Source organism: Bacillus sp. JJ1773 (genome assembly GCF_036962035.1).
Classification (GTDB): domain Bacteria; phylum Bacillota; class Bacilli; order Bacillales; family Cytobacillaceae; genus Cytobacillus.
On sequence record NZ_JBALNX010000042.1, the window covers coordinates 14,429 to 35,667 of the forward strand.

General features: G+C 37.7%; 15 protein-coding genes and 1 pseudogene. 5 read left to right on the plus strand and 11 right to left on the minus strand.

The features are described from left to right. Positions 1-169 precede the first annotated feature (169 nt). The 7 genes from V7127_RS11395 to V7127_RS11425 all read right to left on the minus strand — a co-directional run bounded on the left by V7127_RS11395 (position 170) and on the right by V7127_RS11425 (position 8,895). Positions 170-484: a hypothetical protein gene (locus V7127_RS11395; protein WP_335345116.1), complete on the minus strand. Its 315-nt coding sequence runs from the start codon at positions 482-484 to the stop codon at positions 170-172. Positions 485-541: 57 nt separating this feature from the next. Continuing rightward, on the minus strand, positions 542-1,270 hold the full coding sequence (locus V7127_RS11400) for an aspartate/glutamate racemase family protein (RefSeq protein ID WP_335345115.1): 729 nt from the start codon (positions 1,268-1,270) through the stop codon (positions 542-544). 116 nt (positions 1,271-1,386) lie between these two features. Next, the gene (locus tag V7127_RS11405; protein WP_335486072.1) at positions 1,387-2,208 is read right to left on the minus strand and encodes a C39 family peptidase; all 822 of its coding nucleotides are present in this window, start codon (positions 2,206-2,208) and stop codon (positions 1,387-1,389) included. Positions 2,209-2,272: 64 nt separating this feature from the next. Continuing rightward, positions 2,273-4,120, minus strand: coding sequence for an asparagine synthase (glutamine-hydrolyzing) (asnB, locus tag V7127_RS11410; protein ID WP_335486076.1), 1,848 nt, complete (start codon positions 4,118-4,120; stop codon positions 2,273-2,275). Between the two features lie 85 nt (positions 4,121-4,205). Then, the gene (locus V7127_RS11415; RefSeq protein WP_335486079.1) at positions 4,206-5,744 is read right to left on the minus strand and encodes a Mur ligase family protein; all 1,539 of its coding nucleotides are present in this window, start codon (positions 5,742-5,744) and stop codon (positions 4,206-4,208) included. A 54-nt stretch (positions 5,745-5,798) separates the two neighbouring features. Further along, the gene (locus tag V7127_RS11420) at positions 5,799-6,974 is read right to left on the minus strand and encodes a carboxylate--amine ligase (protein WP_335345111.1); all 1,176 of its coding nucleotides are present in this window, start codon (positions 6,972-6,974) and stop codon (positions 5,799-5,801) included. A 184-nt stretch (positions 6,975-7,158) separates the two neighbouring features. Continuing rightward, complete coding sequence (locus V7127_RS11425; protein WP_335353570.1) at positions 7,159-8,895, minus strand: methyl-accepting chemotaxis protein; 1,737 nt, start codon at positions 8,893-8,895, stop codon at positions 7,159-7,161. 460 nt (positions 8,896-9,355) lie between these two features. Here V7127_RS11425 and fdrA point away from each other — a divergent pair. The 5 genes and pseudogenes from fdrA to V7127_RS11450 all read left to right on the plus strand — a co-directional run. Beyond that, positions 9,356-11,089 (plus strand): annotated as a pseudogene (fdrA, locus tag V7127_RS11430) (acyl-CoA synthetase FdrA); the annotation flags it as partial. Then, positions 11,075-12,364: a DUF1116 domain-containing protein gene (locus tag V7127_RS11435; protein WP_335345160.1), complete on the plus strand. Its 1,290-nt coding sequence runs from the start codon at positions 11,075-11,077 to the stop codon at positions 12,362-12,364. The pseudogene fdrA and the gene V7127_RS11435, both read left to right, overlap by 15 nt. A gap of 108 nt (positions 12,365-12,472) precedes the next feature. Then, the gene (locus V7127_RS11440) at positions 12,473-15,301 is read left to right on the plus strand and encodes an ATP-binding protein (protein WP_335486082.1); all 2,829 of its coding nucleotides are present in this window, start codon (positions 12,473-12,475) and stop codon (positions 15,299-15,301) included. Position 15,302: 1 nt separating this feature from the next. Next, positions 15,303-16,016: a response regulator transcription factor gene (locus V7127_RS11445; protein ID WP_335486085.1), complete on the plus strand. Its 714-nt coding sequence runs from the start codon at positions 15,303-15,305 to the stop codon at positions 16,014-16,016. Positions 16,017-16,199: 183 nt separating this feature from the next. Next, positions 16,200-17,453: an MFS transporter gene (locus V7127_RS11450; protein WP_335345107.1), complete on the plus strand. Its 1,254-nt coding sequence runs from the start codon at positions 16,200-16,202 to the stop codon at positions 17,451-17,453. A gap of 65 nt (positions 17,454-17,518) precedes the next feature. Here the strand turns inward: V7127_RS11450 and V7127_RS11455 are convergent, their stop codons facing one another. From V7127_RS11455 to V7127_RS11470, 4 genes are all read right to left on the minus strand, one after another. After that, positions 17,519-18,706, minus strand: a complete 1,188-nt coding sequence (locus V7127_RS11455) for an MFS transporter (protein ID WP_335345106.1) — start codon at positions 18,704-18,706, stop codon at positions 17,519-17,521. A gap of 236 nt (positions 18,707-18,942) precedes the next feature. After that, entirely contained in the window at positions 18,943-19,563 is a 621-nt protein-coding gene (locus V7127_RS11460) for a DedA family protein (RefSeq protein WP_335486089.1), read from the minus strand. A 185-nt stretch (positions 19,564-19,748) separates the two neighbouring features. Continuing rightward, the gene (locus V7127_RS11465) at positions 19,749-20,450 is read right to left on the minus strand and encodes an ABC transporter ATP-binding protein (protein ID WP_335345104.1); all 702 of its coding nucleotides are present in this window, start codon (positions 20,448-20,450) and stop codon (positions 19,749-19,751) included. Positions 20,451-20,461: 11 nt separating this feature from the next. Continuing rightward, positions 20,462-21,238 (minus strand): ABC transporter ATP-binding protein, encoded by a 777-nt coding sequence (locus V7127_RS11470; protein WP_335345103.1) that lies wholly within the window; start codon positions 21,236-21,238, stop codon positions 20,462-20,464. Position 21,239: the final 1 nt, after the last annotated feature.

A 21,239-nucleotide genomic window follows, 5' to 3' on the forward strand; every position in this document is an offset into this window, starting at 1 on the left:
ACATTTTATATTATAACATTGTCCGTTCAAAAATTAATCCCGAAAATTATTACAAATATATTTCAAGAGAATGTGCTGTTTGTCGAATAAAGTGGGCTCCAAACATAAAAAACCGCCAAGCAAAACTTGGCGGCAGCATATTTGAATCTATAATATTTATCAAAAGTCATTATTCGGCTCGTCTTTTATCTTTCTTTAACCTTTCAAGTTCTCGCTTCAATCGCAGATTTTCTTGTTGAATGGCTGCCAGATGATCATTTACTTGTAATTCTCTGTCGTTCTTAGGAGGCTGAAGGGATACTTTATACCATCTCTTTCCGTCAGGAGCTTCAGTTGGGATGCTTTTATTTAAACTAGCCTTTGGATAAATTCTTTTAATGTATTCTGTTTCCTCATCAGATAACCTTAATTCTCTAATGTTGACTCCATCACCAAAAGATTCTTTCAAAAACTCTCTAAACTTTTCCGCTTCATTTAATTTCAAGATTAATCCCTCCCTTTAAAGATTCAACGTTCCTATTAAACATCACAAGCAAAAGGATTAAGGCTTGCCCCACTTCATTGAATTCTTAACAATGCCACCGGAATATTCAATCGACTTTTCAACAAGAACATCCATTGCATCGATGCAATATTTCATGACATCATCACTTAAGTCCATGCATGATAGTTCAGTGCAAGCAAGAATAACACAGCAGCAATTTTCTCTATATATAAGATCCATAATGATTTGTTCAATTGCAGCAGTATCTACCTTCAAATCACTTTTTATATTATATATTGTATTCATTACTTGCTCTTGAGAGACCTCATCAGGGATATGTAATTCCATCTTATAGTTTTGACATCCCTGTCTATAGATGCCGCTGCTAACTGTCCCGTTAGTAGCTAGTATCGCGACCTTGCTATGATCTCCATGTTTTCGATGAATTTCTTTACAAGTTTCATCTACCATATTAATAATCTTGATGCTCGTCATTTCCTGCATTTGATTATAGAAAAAATGGGAGGTGTTGCATGGTATGGCAATGTGTTCAACGCATGCCGCTTCAAGAAGCTTCATATCCTTGGCAACTGCGTTTAGAAATAACTCTTCTTTCTTGTTTATAATTACACTTGTGCGATCAGGTAATGTCGCATGGTTTAGGATAACCATATTAATATGTTCCTGGTCAGAATTCGCCACCGTATTTTCAATAACCTTTTCAAAAAAGACAGATGTGGCCATTGGCCCCATCCCACCAATAACGCCTAAGCTTTTCTTTTGCATGTCTCATCCTTCTTAATGTAATGACATTTTTATATTCGTATTCTATCAGAAAATGAAAAGCAAAAGAAATTTCACCTGCATCTAAATGAAGCGGGAATTTCTTTTGCTCTCACTGTTTAGTTTCCACTTTTGACTATTACGGTCATCGCATGACTGCCAAGCTCTTGGTAGCTTTTAAAAAATGCGTTTTTATCATAAGTCATTTGGCCGACTAAAGGATTCATAACATGTACTCTTTTTTCATCATAGCCATTTAAAACGACAGCATGTAAATTAGTTGGAGCAGTAAATTTCTCCCCTGTATCATGAAAATACCAAGAATAATTTAGTTTGGGCTTCCCGAGATCCAAAGTTACCCAAACTAATACAGGAGTTCCTTTATTAAGCTGTTGAATTATGTCCTCTTTCTTGCTTCCGCTTAAATCGAGGGTCTGAATCTCTTCACCCGCAACCTCAGAATACTTCTCCGCTGCAGTAATAATTGGAGGGGCATAGCTGAAAAAGCCGCCAGTCTCGCTTCTAGGGTTTCCGGCATACGCCTTATAAGGATTGGCTCCATATCGGCGATTGTTCTTCGTGGAAAATGACTGTTTAGGCAAATATTGATCTGCCATCTTCGTTTTAGAAACCTCATAACCATACGTTTTCAGAATAGCTGTTAAAGAAGTAATTTCACAGCCATGCGGGAGTTCCGGCAATTGTTTGACTGTTTGAACAGGGATAAAAACCTCTGTTATTTTCATCTGGCCTTCTTTTGTCCAGTCATATCTCTTCACATAAGTCGGAACATTGAGTTTTGTAATGGCCTCAATGCCTGTAAAGTCTATTTCCGAATTAGCACTGCTGTTTACTTTCAATTGGTTATTTACCGTGTTTATTGTCAAATAAACGACAAATACAAGGACTATAAAAATAGTGCTGACTACTATTTTCCTCACTCATATTCATCCCCTATAACTTATGTCTGGCCCTAGCGCTTAAATGCGCCTCCACTTTAATCTCTTACATTTCTTTAAAAAACTTCTTATACCAAACAAGGAACACATAAACCGTCCAAATGTAGCGGGCATAGTTATGTTTCTTTGTATAATGCTCTTCCAAATATCTCAAAAGTTCATCCGTGTTGAAGAACTCTTTCGCCATATCTGATTGGAACATTTCCTTCACGATCTGATAGTATTTCTCTTCTTGCAGCCAAAAACGAATCGGGACTGGGAAGCCAACCTTTGGACGATTTGCCCATTCATCAGGAAGCACCTCACTTGAAGCAGCCCGCAATGCATACTTTGTATCTTTGCGGTTCACGCGAAGTGAGCTAGGCAATTTGGATGCCATTGACATGACTTCTTTATCCAGGAATGGAACCCTTAATTCAATGGAATGAGCCATACTCATTTTATCCGCTTTTAAAAGAATATCTCCAGGCAGCCAAAGTTTTAGGTCAAGATACTGCATTTTCGTTACATCATCTTTCCCCTTAACTTGATCAAATACTTGTTTCGTAATACTTTGTACAGTAGGCCCGTTTTTATACCCATCCTTTAACACTTTAAAGGCATCTTCTTCTTCAAAGACTTTAGCCTGTCCAATGAACTTCTCTTCGATCTTTTGGCCGCCTTTTACTAAGAAGGTTGTAATTTTATTTTGTGGAAGGGCACTGCCGACCTTAGATAGCACACGTCTGATCGCGTATGGAACCTTTTCATATTTTTCTAGTTTGGCTGATTTTTGATACCATACATATCCGCCAAAAATCTCGTCTGCACCTTCACCGGATAAAACGACTGTTACATGTTCCCTAGCTAATTTGGATAAGAAATATAGAGGAACGGAAGAAAGGTTCGACTGCGGCTCATCCATATGGTATTGAATCGTTGGCAATGTCTCAAAGCATTCATCAGCATTCATAAGCTTCCTATAATTTTCAATATGGAGAATGTCTGATAACTCTTTAGACAAATTCGTTTCATTAAAGATCCCTTCGTGATCTTTAAATCCGATTGAGAATGTTTTATTAGGCTTCAGTAATGCCGTAATATAGCTGGAATCAATACCGCCTGATAAGAAGGAGCCAACCTTTACATCACTGATTTTGTGATAGTTAACCGATTCTCTCATCGTGCTATTAATTTGTTCAATATAGTAATCCAAGCTATTCTCTTGCTCATCAAAGTTAATATTCCAGTACTGCTTTATTTCCATTTTGCCTTGTTTATAGATCATGTAATGACCTGGCTTGAGCTTGTACACACCTTTAAAGAAGGTTTCATCTAGAACTGAATATTGGAAGGTTAAATAAGGCATTAAAGCATCCTTATTTAATTCTTTTTTGAAGCTTGAGTTCTTTAAGAATGATTTAATTTCGGAACCAAAGATAAAGGAGTTGTCTGTTGTGTTTTGTGTATAGTAAAGAGGCTTAATTCCAAAGAAATCACGTGCCAGGAGCATCGTTTCCTTTTTCGTATCCCAAATAGCAAAAGCAAACATCCCTCGAAGCTTCTGCAATAAGTCTACGCCGTACTCTTCATAACCATGGATTAATACTTCACTATCTGTATCTGTTTTGAAAATATGGCCTTTTTCTAATAGGTCTTTTTTCAATTCTTGATAGTTATAAATTTCCCCATTAAAAATTAACACACAGCTTTTATCTTCATTAAACATCGGCTGACCAGCTTCTTCAGATAAATCAATAATGCTTAGGCGTCTAAAGCCAAAGGCAATATTCTTATCTGTATAAGATTCTCCGCTGTCGGGGCCTCTATGAATAATGGTATCCATCATATCATTTATTGTTTGTTTCTTATCTAATTCTGGGTTAGCATGAGCAAAACCAACAAAACCGCACATTTTATATCACCTTTATTTTAGAATGTTAACCTTAAAACGGGACCCTGAGGCCCCCGCCATGCAAATTGTAATTTCACACCATTTCTCACTGGCCTGAAACACGGTTTCGAAGAGGCATGAATAATTTTTCTTTTGAAAAATCCACCTTGATTTTTTCAATTTGATGTAAAGCAATTTCAGCCCCGTGATCCATTCCTTGGCAGCCTGCCAGAAGAATTAAATCGCCTTCTTCTGCTCTTGCCAGTGCCTTAGCGATGGCATCCGGAAGCTCATCACATAGCTTAACCTTTATGCCAGCTTGATCCATTACCTCTTCAAACACCTGCTGCTCTTCATCTGTCACCTTATCTTTTGACGTGACATGGGAGATGCTCTTTGTGGCAATCACCTCATTAAAGCCTAGCTTTGGAGCCCAGTCTGCAATGGTTTCCGCGTTTTCCCGATTGACTGTAGGACCTCTTTCTCCTCTGATTGCATAAACTAAATGAAGCTTCTTATAATCCATAAATTTCAATGTTTCAAGAGTCACATTAATATTCCCAGCATTCGCAAAATGATCATCAATGATTTTGAAATCATCTTCAAAAATGAACTCGAATCGGCGCTCTACTCCGCCAAATGTCTTTAGAGTCTTTTGGATTGTTGAAACAGAAACATTGGACAGCAGTGCCACTGTAATGGCTACCATTGCATTATAAACAGAATGCAACCCTGGAACAGCAAGTTCAATATCGAACTCTCCCGGGATATATTCTGTATCCTTTACTTTAAACGCTTTTAAAATTTCCACTGTAAATTTAGCTCTTCCAGTCGATAAATCTAAGTTTTTACAATGAATATGCCCTTCCTTGCTTTTCACACCAAATGTAACGACTTGTGCTTTTGTTGCATTGACTAAAGAAGAGGAATATGGGCAATCTAAGTTTAGGACGGCGAAGCTATTTTCACTCGCATTTCTAATTAAACTAGATTTAACTTCAAAGTATTTTTCAAAAGAGCCATGTGAATCAATATGCTCACGGCTCACATTATTAAGTGAGACAATATCGTAATCCACTTGCTCGACCCTGTGCATTTCTAAAGCTTGGGACGAAACTTCCATACTTACATGAGTAACTTCTCGTTCCACCATCTCGTTTAAGTAATATTGTAAATCTAGAGATTCTGGTGTCGTCAAATCAGAAGGGATCGAAGTATCGTCAATTTTAATAGAGACTGTTCCGATCAATCCAGTTTTGAAGCCTTCATTCTCTAGGATGGCATTCGTCATATAAGAAGTGGTTGTTTTTCCATTTGTCGCGGTAATTCCAATCATATTCAGCTTTTTAGACGGATGATGATAAAAGTGAGCACCTAATCGGGCTAAAGAAATCCGGCTGTCTTCTACTAAATATTGAGGAATATCGATTCCTTCTTGGAATTCCTCTACAACCGCTGCGACAGCTCCGTTTTCTGCAGCTTGTGCCAAATATTTATGCCCGTCCGTTTTATATCCTCGCACACAAACAAAAAGGTGTCCATTCGTAACCTTTTGGGAATGATATGAAACGCCGTATATATTTAAATCTTGTTCATTCATAACATCTTTAACTTGTATTGATTGAAGAAGTGTTTCAAGCTTCATCGTTTTTACCTCTTTTCTGCATCAGCAAACAATCGTTGTGGAATAAGTATTTACTTAATTTTTCTTCAATATCTTTCCTGCGAGTTTTTTAAAGTTAACAAGTCCAGGCTTTGGATCCTTCCAATCCCAAATAGCATAGGACTTTCGTTTCATCAGTGATTGCAGCACTTGTTTTCTTGTTAGCTGCCCAGTTTTAATATAGCCGCGGATGGCCAATAAATCTTCATAGGCATACCAAAACACACGGTGTTTATCTTCTTTTACTGCATATGGTTCAAGCGGGGATCCTGTTAGTTCTCGATAAGTAATATAAGGGAAATTCACCCCAACCTCGTATAATAGATTGTTTAGATTTGTAATGCGGGCATTGATTTCAATTAAATAGTACTTACCTGTCTCAGCGTCCTTTTTAAACTCAATTTCCGCAAATCCCTTAAACCCGATGGACTCTAAAAATGGAGCCCCAATATCGTACAGCTCTTGAACATATTTCTGCTCTGTATACACGGATGCACCGAAATTAATTGGGAATTGGCGATGCTTTTGACATGTCACCCAATGAGTAACCTTTGCATCCTGGTTTAAATACGCATCAAATGTGTACATATGATCATCAAAGCCAGGAATAATTCTTTGTACGATAACTTCTAAATTGGCATTCTTCGACTTTTCAAGAGCAGCTAATAATTCTTCCCGATTAGAAACTTTAAACAACTTTCTTCTAAAATGCGCAACAAAGGCCGGTGAATCTGTCGGCTTTACGATACACGGATATTTAAGCGTTGTTTCCACTTTTTCAATAAAGTTTTCTTCATCTATTCTAACCGTTTCTGGGACAGCCATTCCTTTTTCCACAGCTAAAGCATGCAAAGCTTCTTTATTCATAACTTTCGTGTAAAGGCCCTTTTCGGTCTGAGGAATAAGATAGTGCTCTCTTATCTCATCTAAATGCTCATCAACGATTTCTACATATGAATCATGACAAGGAATTAAAACAGGCTTTACACTCTGCTTTTTCGCATAATCTATTAAATAATTAATAAACCCTTTTGGGTCTTCTTTATAATACGGGGCAATTAGCCTTTCAGAGCAATATTTAGATTCAGAGCCATATCGGTCCTCTTCTGAATAATCAACAGCAACTGTATATATGCCATGAATCCCTAAACAACGAATTGTACTTAAACCTATATAATAATTACATCCTAAAATTACAGCTTTATTATTCAAACTCTCATCTCCTTGAATACCTTTTTACGATATTCTTCGCTATATAGATATTGACATACAATTACTTAACCGTGCAAGAGATAATCAATAATTTCGGCCAAATAGCATAGGTAGTTTCTGGGTTAAATGTTATAAGCCGCTTCGAGGGAAATCCCGGAGCGGCTTACATGTTTTTTAAATCTGTTTAAATTGTAAAAGTTCTGATCGAATCCTGAAGCTTTTCTGCCATTTTTGCCAGCTCATCGGAGACTGATGCGATTTCTTCCATTGAAGCATTTTGTTCTACCGCGATCGCTGCAATATTTTGTGAATGATTAGCGGATTCTTCAGCAATATTGGTTGTTTCCTCTATTTTTAATACCATCGATTCAGCACCTGAAGAAATTTCATGGACTGCTATCGATACCTTATTCATTTGAGAGGATACTTGTTTAATATCCTCAACGATCTTTTGGAAGAAATCACCGGCATGATTGACTAGTTCGATTCCTCCATCTACTGAAAGCTTGCCTTCGTTCATCGCTAATACGGATTGATTAATATCTTCTTGAACACCCATAATGAGTTGATTGACAAGCTTTGCTGCTTCCCTTGATTGCTCAGCTAATTTACGAACTTCATCAGCAACTACGGCAAATCCCTTTCCGTGTTCACCCGCTCTTGCAGCTTCAATAGCCGCATTCAGTGCAAGTAAGTTTGTCTGCTCGGCAACACTCGTAATCATCGAAACTATCTTGTCAATTTCGTTTGATTTTTCTTCTAAAGCATTCATTCGATTTGCTGTAGAGTCTGTTTGGCTTTGAATTTGTCTCATTTGATTAATGGTTCTTTTAATGACATCATTTCCATTTTCCGCTACAGAAGTAGTCTGCTGCGACATCCCATGAACAATCTCTACATTTTCTGCAATGTGGGCAATTTTATTAGAAATGGTTGAAACGACTTGATTCGATTCCAATGTTTTCTCTTTTTGAGTATCCGCGCCTATCGCTAATTCCTGAATAGAAACGGCTACCTGTTCAACGGATTGACTCATTTGTTCACTGCTTGCTGATAGTTCTTCCGATGTTGCAGCCACTTGTAAAGATGTATTTGAGACATCCTTGATAATCTCTTTTAAATTGGCCGTCATCTGATTAAAGTAGTTAGCTAACTGCCCAATTTCATCCTTGTTTTTTACCATTAGCTGCTCGGAGCTCAAATCGCCTTCTGCTACTTTAGCAATTTGCTCCGTAACTAATTTAATTGGTTTAGAGAGATGCCCTGAAAACCAGATAATCAGAGTGCCTCCAATTAAGAGGGAACAACCTAGGACAATTAAGAGCACTGATAAGAGGTGGTTTGCTCCACTATTAAAGTCCATCAAGTAGGAGCCTGCTATCACTACCCACCCCCAATTAGGATCAATCTCTGCATAACTAATTTTTGGTTCTATGCTTTTTTCATTTCCGGGAACGGCAAAGTCAAATGTAACGAATCCCCCGCCGCTTTCAGCCTTTTTAATGAGCTCCTGAGTGGAATATGTACCATCTGGCGTCTGAGAATTATAAAGGTTTTCTCCTTCTTTCATAGGATGAGCAATGGCTAGCCCCTGTTTATCCAGCACGAAGAAATAGCCATATTCCCCCATATCCACCTCTGTATCGATGGAGCGCTTACCCTCTGCATTCAATTCCCCGAGTAATTTAAGCTTTGCCTGTTCCTGAGCTTCCTCAAGAGACAGACTTCCTTTCTCTACCTCCATATTCAATACATCAATCATTTGAATAGCCATCTTGACGTTGTTTTTCAATCCGGTTGCCCCTAACTCGTCCAAGCTATCCTTTGCAGAAGTATAACTAACGATTCCAATAACCAATATTGGGAGGGCTAACAATACAGAGGTAATGGCTACGAGCTTAGTTCTAAGATTTAGTTTCATACTTTTTCCCCTCTAATATTTTCTATTTTTGGTCATTTCTTATATCGGTCGTAATGCCAAGGATTAAACAACAAAAATACTGCACAATTTTACCTCATCTGATCATTCTCCGTTATTTTTCACACCTTGTCCCTCTAAAAAAATACATATTCTGGTCTATTTCGGAACAATTACGTTGTATGCTTTTACTCAATGAATACTAATAGGAAAGCAATTTGTGGAGTTTTGGCAAATAAAAAAACGAAATCAAAAATACTTAGATAGTTTTTCTTACGCCATTCAAAGAAAACCCGCCTAAAATGAGATTTTTATGTTTTTTTAATGTAATCGCTTACTATTTTATTCGAATGTAATGGTTGTTAGGCTACGATAAATTAGAAGAGATAGGATTGGCTTAGTTGGGATAGTCAAAAAGAATTCTCAAGTCTGGCCAACAAAAATCATATAGAGGTGATTACGAGTGCTTCACACAATTATTCAAAAGAATTCGTATCAAGATTCTATTAACTTAATGCTGCTCACGAATGCTGTGGCAACAACAGAGGGAGTTAACAAAGTTCAAATCATGATGGCAACCCCTTCTAACAAAGATATTTTTAAGGATGCAGGCTTGTATACAGATGAATTAGGCGCTGCTGAATCAAACGATATGGCCGTTGTTGTTGATACAGATGATGAAAGCAAAGTTGCTGAAGTTCTTGAAAAGGTAGAAGAATACTTAAAAAATCAAGCAATCAGCGGAAAAAGCCAGCAGTTTGAAACGGTTCGTACTTGGGATAAAGCCCTTAAGTCAGCCCCTGATGCTAATCTGGCACTTATTTCTGTACCTGGTCAGTATGCGGCGGAAGAAGCTGACAAGGCATTAGATTCAGGTCTTCACGTATTCCTATTCAGTGATAACGTTCCTGTGGAGGAAGAGGTTAGACTTAAGCAAAAGGCGCATGACAAGGGACTTATTGTTATGGGTCCTGACTGTGGAACAGGTATTTTAGACGGGATTCCACTAGCATTTGCTAACGTTGTAAGCAAAGGGCGAATTGGAATTGTTGGTGCATCTGGAACAGGTATTCAAGAGGTATCTACAATTATCGATCGTCTTGGTGAAGGTGTTAGCCATGCAATCGGAACAGGCGGACGCGACCTTAAAGATTCAATTGGTGCCATTACGATGATGGATGGAATTAAAGCATTAGAAAGTCATAAGCAAACAGACATTATTGTTGTTATTTCTAAGCCGCCAGCAAAAGAAGTACGCAACAAGGTAGTTGAATTGCTGCACAGCTTATCTAAGCCAGTTGTAACGATTTTCATTGGAGAAAAGCCAACAAAGCATGAAGGCAATGTTTATCAAGCTTATACACTTGCAGAAACTGCAAAAATTGCTGTTGACCTTGTAAGAGGAAATCCAATTAAAGAAGAATATAATGCTGGCGACTATAAAGTGGCTGATGTTTCATTAACACCTGCACAAACTTCAATTAAAGGACTTTTCTCAGGCGGAACAATGGCTTCTGAGGCAGCCGTTTTAATTTCAGATGCACTTGGACTTGGCACTGAAATCAAGAATGAAGAGGGTTATGTTTTAAGACAAGATGGCCACGAAGTAGTTGACCTTGGTGATGACAAATATACACAAGGTAAACCGCATCCAATGATTGACCCTGAAACACGTGCTAAATTTATTGAAAAAGCTGCACAAGATGAGAAGACAGCTGTTATCCTGCTTGATTTCGTACTTGGCTACGGTTCTCATGAGGATATGGCTACTGCATTGCTTCCTTCTATTCAAAAGGCAGTGGCACATGCGAAAGAAAATGGCCGCAACCTGTATGTAGTTGCATCCGTTTGCGGAACATTAAACGATCCACAGGATTATAACGGCCACAAAATGCGTCTTGCAGATGCTGGAATTATTGTTAAGGATAATAATAATGAAGCAGTCCGTACGGCTTTAAGTATTGTTGGCCTTGAAGTAAATGATGTGAAAAAAGCGCATGAAGAATCAGCATCCTCAGCAAAGGATTTTGATTTAACAACTTCAGAACAAATTTCCAAGCTCGTAAATAATAAGCCAACCATCATCAATGTTGGATTAAAGAGCTTTACTGATGCATTAGTTGCAAATGGCGCTTCTGTCGTTCAATATGACTGGAGACCAATTGCAGGCGGAAATGAAAAAATGAGAAAAATTCTTGCTCAGTTAAACACCCAACACAATTCAATGGACGAAGCAAACAAAGCCGTAATAGAAAAAATCTCTGGAGCAGCTCCTTTTCTAGTTGATGTAGTCCCCGCAAAGGAAAAAATTAAAGAATTAAATGAAGGCAAAGTCCTTCTTCATGCTGGACCGCCAATTAAATGGGATGATATGACTGGTCCAATGCAAGGATCTTGTATTGGTGCTGCTTTATTTGAAGGCTGGGCTAGTTCTGACGAAGAAGCTATCCAAATGCTTGCTAATGGGGAAGTTACATTTATTCCTTGCCATCATGTAAACGCTGTAGGTCCAATGGGCGGTATTACTTCTGCAAACATGCCTGTCTTTGTTGTGGAAAACCGTTTAGATGGAAACGAAGCATACTGTATCATGAACGAAGGTATTGGTAAAGTTCTTCGTTTCGGTGCTTATTCTGATGAAGTGATCAATCGTTTAAAATGGATGCAAAATGTGTTAGGACCGACTATTTCTAGAGCATTAAAGCTTACAGAAGATGGTTTAAATCTGAACGTTATGATTGCAAAAGCCATTACAATGGGTGATGAATTCCACCAGCGTAATATTGCTGCGTCCCTTATTTTCCTTAAAGAAATCAGCCCATATATTGTACAATTAGATATAGAGGGTAAGGATCTGAAAGATGTAATTAAGTTCTTAGCTGATACTGATCAATTCTTCCTAAATATTGCTATGGCAACTAGCAAAGCTGTCATGGATGGAGCTAGACAAATCCAGGAAGGTACAGTTGTTACAGCTATGTGCCGGAATGGTAAAGACTTCGGTATTCGTATTAGCGGTATGGGTGATGAGTGGTTTACAGCTCCTGTTAACACTCCTCAAGGTCTGTTCTTTACTGGATACTCACAAGATGATGCTAACCCAGATATTGGTGATAGTGCCATCACCGAAACATTCGGTGTAGGTGGTATGGCTATGATCGCCGCTCCTGGTGTAACTCGTTTCGTTGGAGCAGGTGGTTTTAATGATGCCCTTACCACAAGTAATGAAATGATGGAAATCTGTATTGATCAAAACAGCAACTTCACGATCCCGACATGGGATTTCCAAGGAGCATGTCTTGGAATTGATGCACGTAAAGTCGTAGAAACTGGCATTGAACCAGTAATTAACACAGGTATCGCTCATAAAAATGCCGGTGTAGGACAAGTTGGTGCCGGAACAGTGCGTGCTCCAAAAGAATGTTTCGAAAAAGCACTTGAAGCATACGCAATTAAATTAGGCCTTGTCTAATATAATCAAAGAACAAATTTATTTGAATGGAGGAATATGAAAAGAATATTCCTCTATTCCTTGTAAACAATAAGGTTGGAGCTATACAAAAGAATTTTTTATAACCGTATGAACATCCTTATGGGAAATCATTTGTTTTTTATTGGAACCGTAAAAAGCGGCAAGCTTCTGGTCAGTATTCATATTCATTGCGAAGCCGTTCAAAGTGTATTAACATGGTGTCTGTTTATGCTTATTATAAAGCATGGGCAGATACCATTTTTACTAACCTCTTTCGAAAGGAAAGAAACCATGAAAAAACCCCGTTCCTTTAAAAAAGAACTTATTTCTTCCTTCTTAACTATAACTTTTTTCTCGATTGCGTTACTTGGAGTATTCCAGGTTTATCAGTTGTATTCATTAATTAATGAAAATCAAAAAAGTCAGGCACAAACGACTAATTATTTATCTGATTATATTCGAAACTATGTATTAGAACATAAAAGAGCCATTCAAACAGAGTCACTTACTATCCAAGAAAAGTTTATGAATCAAGATGTGGAAGGTATTCAAATCCAGCTTAAAAATATAAAAGAAAACTATCCTGGATTCGTTAATATGTATGTTGGAAATATTAAGGGACAGTCCATCGTTTTCTATCCCGAAGTATTCACAGATGGAGTAGAGAGAGAGAATCATAACTTCAGTGACCGATCCTACTATAAGGAATTATTAAAAACGAAGGACGCTGTCATCTCTCCCGTCTTCCATGGCCGGGGCGGAACAGACACTCTATTAGTGACGATCGTTTCTCCGATCAAGAATGACAACGGAGACATGATCGGCTATGTGCTTGGAGCATTAGATTTGAACGCATTAGGTGAACATATAAAAAAACGCACCTTTGGAGAAGGCGGCCAAGCTGTTGTGATTGACCAGGATAAAAATGTGATTGTTCATCCAACCATTGATACGAGAAGAGAGCTCGTCAATTTTTCAGGGTCAGAGGTTACACAGTATATCGAAGAACAGCGTAATGATGAGGGCAGCAGTTTTTTTAATATTGAAAATCAGCAGGAGGAATTTTACATTACGTATGTGAAGATCCCCCCTCTTAATTGGACTGTTTGGATAGAAAAACCGACTGATGCGATTATGAAAACGTATAAAAATGCCATTATGATGATAGTAGTCTTTCTGCTTATTACAGTCATTCTGATGATTGGCGTCAGCCTGCTCTTAACAAATCGGCTGGAACGAACGATTCATCAATTGCTGAATTACATTAAAGATTACACGATTGGCATCAATAAGAAGCATCGAATAACAAAGAAGATTAAGGGACCCAAGGAAATGGAAGAGTTGTTTTATTATTTTAATAACATGATTCAAGAGGTAGAAAGAAATAAAAAAGGCTTAATGGAACTAAATAAAGAGCTTGAAGGCAGAGTGCAGGAAAGGACGGCTGTCCTAGAGCATAAAAACTCAGAATTAAAAGCAGTAAATAAATTGATTACCTCCGTTTCTTCTAATAAGGACTTGGCCCATTTTATTCAGCACTGTTTGAAAGAAATTGAAGCGTTTATGGACTATTCTATTCATATATTCTTTCTAGATTTAGCTGTTACAAACAATTCCATTCGTACAAACCAAAATTTACTGCAGTATCTCAGTGAAAATATGATTGGAGATCAGCAGTATTTGGAGCCAATACAAATAGAACAAAAAAATAAAGGATATCTAATTGTCGACATGACCAGCGATAAATCAATTAAGGCCAGTGATCAAGAATTCCTTCATACGTTTGCCAGTTCATTATCCGTTATGCTGCAAAACAAGTTTTTATTTGAACAAATTCGCAATAAGCATGCGATACTTGAGGCTGTCTTGGAAAGTATGTCAGAAGGATTAATGCTATTGAATAATCAAAAAGAAGTGGAGTATGTAAATGAATTTTTCTTGAACGTTGTGGCAAATAATGAAGACGTTGACGATGAAATTGAGTATGAGTTTGAGTACCGTAACGGATTAGTAAGCATAGATGATGTATATAAACGCTTTATTACTCTTTTTGATGTGGATAAAGAAGATTTGTCCGCATTCTTCGCGAACGAAAGAGGAGAACTTAAATTAGAGGAAAAGAATAAATCAAAGAAGCCAAAATATTATTTGCTTCATAAATTCTCTGTTATGCTAGATGAAAACATTATCGGTGAAGGCTTAGTTTTACGAGATATTACAGAGGAAGAGGAAATTGATACATTAAAAAACAATTTAATCTCGCTGACTTCTCATGAATTTAAAACACCGATAACAAATATTAAAGGCAGTGTAGAAACGCTTCTTCGTTCTGAGGTTGAATGGGAGCCTGAATTCCAGCAGGAGCTTTTAGAAGGCGTTCACGAGGATATTGAACGGATCTTACATTTAGTTAATGACTGGATGGATATCTCTAAGATTGAATCAGGAACTATGTATGTGGAACGAAACATGATTCGTGCGGACCATGTTATTGAACAATCGATAGAACAAATACCTTTATCACTTAAAGCAGAGGCTAGTTTGAAGTTTAATAACAAACTGCGGGACGGCTTCACCTTCTACGCAGATAAAATACGCGTTCAGCAAGTACTAGTCAATTTATTTACGAACGCCCTTCGTTACAACGATTCCATTGAAAAGAAAATCGATATTACGCTAGAGATTGAAAATAATTATATTAAAATTACGGTTTCTGATAATGGGATCGGTATATCAGAGGATCATTTAACAAAGATTTTCAATCGCTTCTATCAAGTAGATGTTACAGCAACACGAAGAACAGGCGGTACGGGCTTAGGTCTTTCCATCTGTTTAGGGATTATGGAAGCTCATGATGGAAAAATTGAGGTGAAGAGTGAGCTTAATAAAGGAAGTACCTTTATTCTATATTTCCCGATCATGAGAGGAGGAGAATGAATTGAAGGGCCAAAAGATTTGTATTGTAGATGACGAACCAAAAATATTGCGATTTGTTTCTGCCAACTTAAAATCCATTGGTTATGAAGTAACAACGGTCAATTCAGGTGAAGAGTTATTTGAAAGATTCGACCTTATTTCACCTGATTTAATACTGCTTGATATTATGATGCCTGGACAGGATGGCTTCGATGTGCTTGAAAAACTTCGCAAGTTCTCGGATGTTCCTGTCATTATGCTGACAGCTAGAAGCAATCCACATGATAAAGTGCACGGTTTGAATGTTGGTGCAGATGACTACTTAACAAAGCCTTTCTCATTAGATGAGCTTTTTGCCAGGGTTAATGCTGTTTTGAGAAGAAGTCAATCAAGCTATGCTGAGCCTGGATTGGCAAAAACTCCGATTATTCGAACGGGAGATTTAGCACTCGATCTTGGCAGCAAGCGATGCTGGATTAATAATGAAGAGTTTAAGCTTACTCAAACTGAGTATTCAGTTATGGAAATATTAGCGCTTAATTTAGATAAAGTTGTCCAGCATGAAACCTTATTATCAGAAGTTTGGGGTCCGCAATACCGAGATGATGTAGAATATTTGCGTGTCAGTATCGCAAGAATACGCCGAAAGATCAAAGATCTTTTGCACAGTAAAGAAGAATATATTGTAACGTATCCCGGTCTTGGATATATGCTCAGAAGCATACCGAAAATTTAATGTTTTTGTTACCCGTATTGCTAGATGCAATATGGGTATTTTTTTTGAATTTAATCTTTTTGTAATGTTAACCTTACCTTTTTTATTCGTCTGCAACGCAAGATGACTTATAGTGAGATTGTAGTTATTAATACCTTTCCTTACTGCCAGCATATAAAAATAATCAAATGGGAGGAAGACAAAATGGCAAAGGTTTTGGAGCAAAATGAGCCCGCTGGAAAAGGCGGAATCCCATATTGGGTCAAAATTGTAACCGTATTCTTTTTAGGTTGGGTCGCACTATATGCTACTCGTACAATTCTGAACCCGATCATGGGCGACATTCAAAGTGAGTTTGGTTTAAGTAATTCACAGCTTGGTTTAATTATGAGTATTTTCTTCTTAGGATATGCAGGACTTAACATTCCTTCAGGTATTCTAGGGGATAAAATCGGGAAAAAGCGAGTGCTTGTACCAGGGGTTATTCTATTCGGTGTTTTTGCCGCAGTAACTGGTATGATGCCAACATTCTTCCTATTTATGACATCTTGGATAATGGTAGGTATTTTCCAAGGCTTCTTCTATGGTCCATCTTACGGTCTATCATCTGAAGCGATACCTCCACACCGTATTACATTAGGTAGCGCGATCATTAACAGCGGAATGGCTTTCGGTACCTCTATTGGTTACTATATTTCAAGTTATTCTGTTCATGAGTTTGGAATGAGCTGGAGATCACCATTCTTCATCATCGCTATTCCTGTCGTTCTAATCGGATTAGCTATGTGGTGGGTAATAAAAGAAAAGCCAAAATCGAAAGCAGAGAAAGCTGCAGAAAATAATGGCGAAAAGCTTAAAATTGGAGAGTTATTTAAGAATCGAAATTTAATTGCAGCTTATATCACGATTTTCAGTGCCATCTATGCATTCTTCGTAGTTATTACTTGGATTCCTTTCTACTTAGAGCAGGAGCGCGGCATTACCGGCGGAAGTGTTGCATTCGTATCATCCCTTGTTCCTTGGGCTGCGATTCCAGGCTCCATTTTATTCAGCTGGATTGCAGACAAAATGGGTAAACGTAAGCCTGTTCTTTTAGTCATGATGCCATTATCCATCATTGCACTAGTATCCATTGTTTTCTTCGATAGTATGGCAGTATTATATGCCGCTTTAATTGGATATGGTATTTTCGGTAAAATCAGTACAAACCCTGTTTTAGTTGCGGTTATCGCTGATAATGCGCCAAAAAATGCTTATAGTACATCATTTGGTGTTTATAACTTTATCGGTATGTGTGGTTCTATCCTAGCACCTTACATTACCGGATTCCTTACAGACGTTACAGGAAGCTTAAACACAGGATTCTATTTCGCTGGTGCTTTGCTCCTTGTTGGTACAATTGCCGTCTGTTTCATTGATGAAAACAACCGACCAAACGTTGAAGGTGCAACTAAATAATAAAATAAAGCAAAAATCCCGAGTCTTTATAGAGATTCGGGATTTATTATTATGTTCACATTGCTCTATTTTCTATTTAGCTCGGGCTTATAAAAAATTGTTTTACTAGATTTTATTGCATATATTCTATATAAAACAAAGGCTATGAGTGATAAAACAGCCCCAGATATGTATGGAAGTCCTGCTTGGATCGAGAATAGCCAGCCTCCTAATGGTGGGCCAATAATTCTGCCAAGCGAATCAAAGGAAGATAGCAGTCCTGTTGAGCTTCCATGACCTGCCATCGACCTTTTCGTAATTAAAGCTGATACAGTAGGACGAATTACACCATTTCCAACCCCAAAAATCGTTAAAAACAGAGCAGCAGTTGCAAAGCTATCAACGAGCAAAATACAGGCGAACCCAATGGCTGAAACGATAATTCCGCCTTGAATAACAGTTCCCTCACCAAACTTCTTCGTTAATCGCCCTATGAGCCCTCCTTGAACAACGGCACTTGCAAGTCCCATAATCATAAAGATATAACCTAATTGTACGGTTCCTAATCCAGCCTTTTTCGCAGCGAAATAAGCAAATGTTGCTTCCAAGCCAGAGAGCGATAAGGAAATAAATAGCTGGAGCATAAATAAAATGGATACCGAGCCTTTGAATGCACTCCATATCGAAGCTTTTTTCTGTGTTTGATTAAGTTTGGATTCCTCGGTTAAAGACTCTTTTAATATGAATAAAACGAGGATAAGCGTTAATGCCGATGTTGTACCTGCTATGTAGAAGGGCATCGTTAAGCTTATTTTTGAGAACATACCGCCGATAGCCGGTCCGAAAATAAAGCCTAAACCCGTAGCGGCACCTATAATCCCCATGCCCTTCCCGCGATTCTCCTCTGACGTTATATCAGCAACATATGCCATAACTGTTGGCATATTAGCAGAAGATAACATTCCTCCTATAATTCTTGCAGCAAACAGCATCCAAAGCTGACTTGAAAATGCCGTTAAAAAAAACGAAAGCGACAATCCGGCGATCCCGATTGCAATGACTGGTTTCCGCCCAATTCGATCTGATATTCTCCCCCACACTGGCGCAAAAAGCAGCTGCATTAAGGAATACACAGCCATTAACCAGCCTAGCTGGGCTGGACTTGCCCCGATTTCTTCTGCATAAAAAGGGATGACAGGGATAATAATTCCGAAGCCTACCATTACTAGAAACATAACTAAAAATAAAATAGGCAATGCTTTTTTAGTTTCCAATGAAAATCTGTCCTCTCAGAAAAACTTTTAATTCTATAATTTTATTGTATTATTTTGTGGTATTATTTTCTATCCTAATACATTGTATACCCTGATTCAAATTACATTAAGAAAATGCTCTATTTTTAATAATTGTCGCTATCAATTTATTAATTAAATTGAAACTCCCATCCAAATGAAAAAGAGCAACCGCCCTCCTAATCCAACTTAGGCAGTTACTCAACTTTTTCTATAAATTAGCTATTAGGTTTTCTCTCTTTTCGCTTTTTAATATACCAAACAATAACCAAGACAAATAATATAACGATTAGTGTATAAACGACAGTCGAGAACTTATCCATAATTTCTACAATATACTCCCAATTAGATCCAACCGCGGCTCCTAAATTAACTAAAACTGTATTCCAAATGAGTGTTCCTATAGTTGTAAAAAGTAAAAATAACCAAAAGTTCATATTGGACATTCCAGCTGGGATAGAAATTAAACTCCTAATAAGAGGAATTAATCGACAAAACAGGACAGTCAAAATTCCATATTTATCAAACCAAGCATCTGCACGATAAATATCATCTTTTGTCAAACGCAAAAAACGTCCATACCGATCAATGATTCTTTCTAATCTCTTTACATCCATTAATAAACCAAGACCATACAATATAACAGCTCCCATGACAGAGCCTAATGTTGCTGAGATAATAACACCTGTGACACTTAGATTCATGCTATTTGTCAAATATCCCCCAAAGGTAAGAATAACTTCTGAAGGAATGGGAGGAAAAATATTTTCAACGGCAATTAGTAAAAATACTCCCCAATACCCAAATTGCTCTATTAAATCTTGAATCCAGGATTCCATAAAATCCTCCATTTTCTTAAACTTATAGCTAGCTTTGTTCCTTACTCATACCTAGTGATAGTATCATTTTTTTTCTAAAATAAAAACCAATATGGAATAATACCTCTCAATAGTTTTCAGAACAACAAAAAAACGCTTGGATAGAAAGTATCTAAGCGTTAGATTAATATGAGATTTAGGCTATCTTATGCTAAATATGCTTCACGGACTTCTTCATTCTTAAGCAACTCATTGCCGTCTCCTTGAAGTTTAATTTCTCCTGTTTGAATCACATAACCTCTATGGGCAATTTGCAGAGCTTGATAAGCATTTTGTTCAACCAGTAAGATGGTTATGCCTTCTTGATTTAGTTCTTTGATGATTTCAAAAATTTGTTCCACAATGATTGGCGCAAGCCCCATTGAAGGCTCGTCTAGCATTAATAAATCAGGTTCCATCATAAGGGCTCGTCCGATGGCAAGCATTTGCTGTTCCCCTCCGCTCATCGTACCGCCCTTTTGCTCAAAACGATCTTTCAACTTAGGAAAATATTGAAAAACCCTTTCCATTCTTTGATCAATTACACTCTTATTTTTTACAGAAAAGGCTCCCATTAATAAGTTTTCCTTGACCGACAGTTTTGGAAAAATCTTTCGGCCTTCTGGCACATGTGCAATCCCCAACAAAGTCGTTTCATGGGCAGGCTTATTTGATATTTCTGATCCGTTATAGACAATGTTACCATTCGTTACTTTCGCTAGGCCGCTAATGGATTTTAAAGTGGTTGATTTTCCTGCTCCATTACTGCCGATAAGAGTAACAATTTCACCTTTATCCACTGCAACATCTATCCCTTTTAAGGCCTGTATCCCGCCATAGTAGGTTTCAACATTTTTTATTTGAAGCATGTTTTATCCCCCTATCCAACCTGAACAGCCCCAGTTCCTAAGTATGCTTCGATAACCTTAGGATTGTTTCGAATGTCTTCAGGCTTTCCTTCTGCAATTTTTTCGCCATGGTCCAGTACAACGATATGTTCAGAAATCTTCATGACCAGCTTCATATCATGCTCAATTAAAATAATAGTCAGATTGAATTCTTCTCTCATTCTTTTGATAAGCTGAGTAAGTTCGTTTGTTTCTTTTGGATTCATACCTGCAGCAGGCTCATCTAGTAATAAGACCTTTGGATCCGCAGCAAGAGCTCTTGCAATTTCTAGCCTTCTTTGAGCACCATAGCTTAGATTGCTTGCTTTCTCATTTAAAAGGGGAGCAAGTCCTACATATTCCAATAATTGATACGCTTTTATTTCAGATGCTCTTTCTTCTTTGCGAATGGCTGGAAGATTGAATAAAATCCCCATAAGTCCTGCTTTTAAATGTGTATGCATGCCTACAAGAACATTTTCGAGAACTGACATTTCATTAAACAAACGGATATTTTGAAAGGTTCTTGATATTCCTTTTTTTGATACCTCATCCGGTTTTAAACCGTTTATTTTTTCATTTTCAAGCAAAATACTGCCGGATGTTGGCTGGTACACACCTGTAATCATATTAAAAAATGTTGTTTTTCCTGCCCCGTTCGGTCCAATCACCGCTGTAATTGAGCTTTTTTCCACCTTCATCGATACATCTTGATTAGCAGTAAGGCCGCCAAATTGCTTTGTTAAATTTTGGACCTCTAAAATAGACATG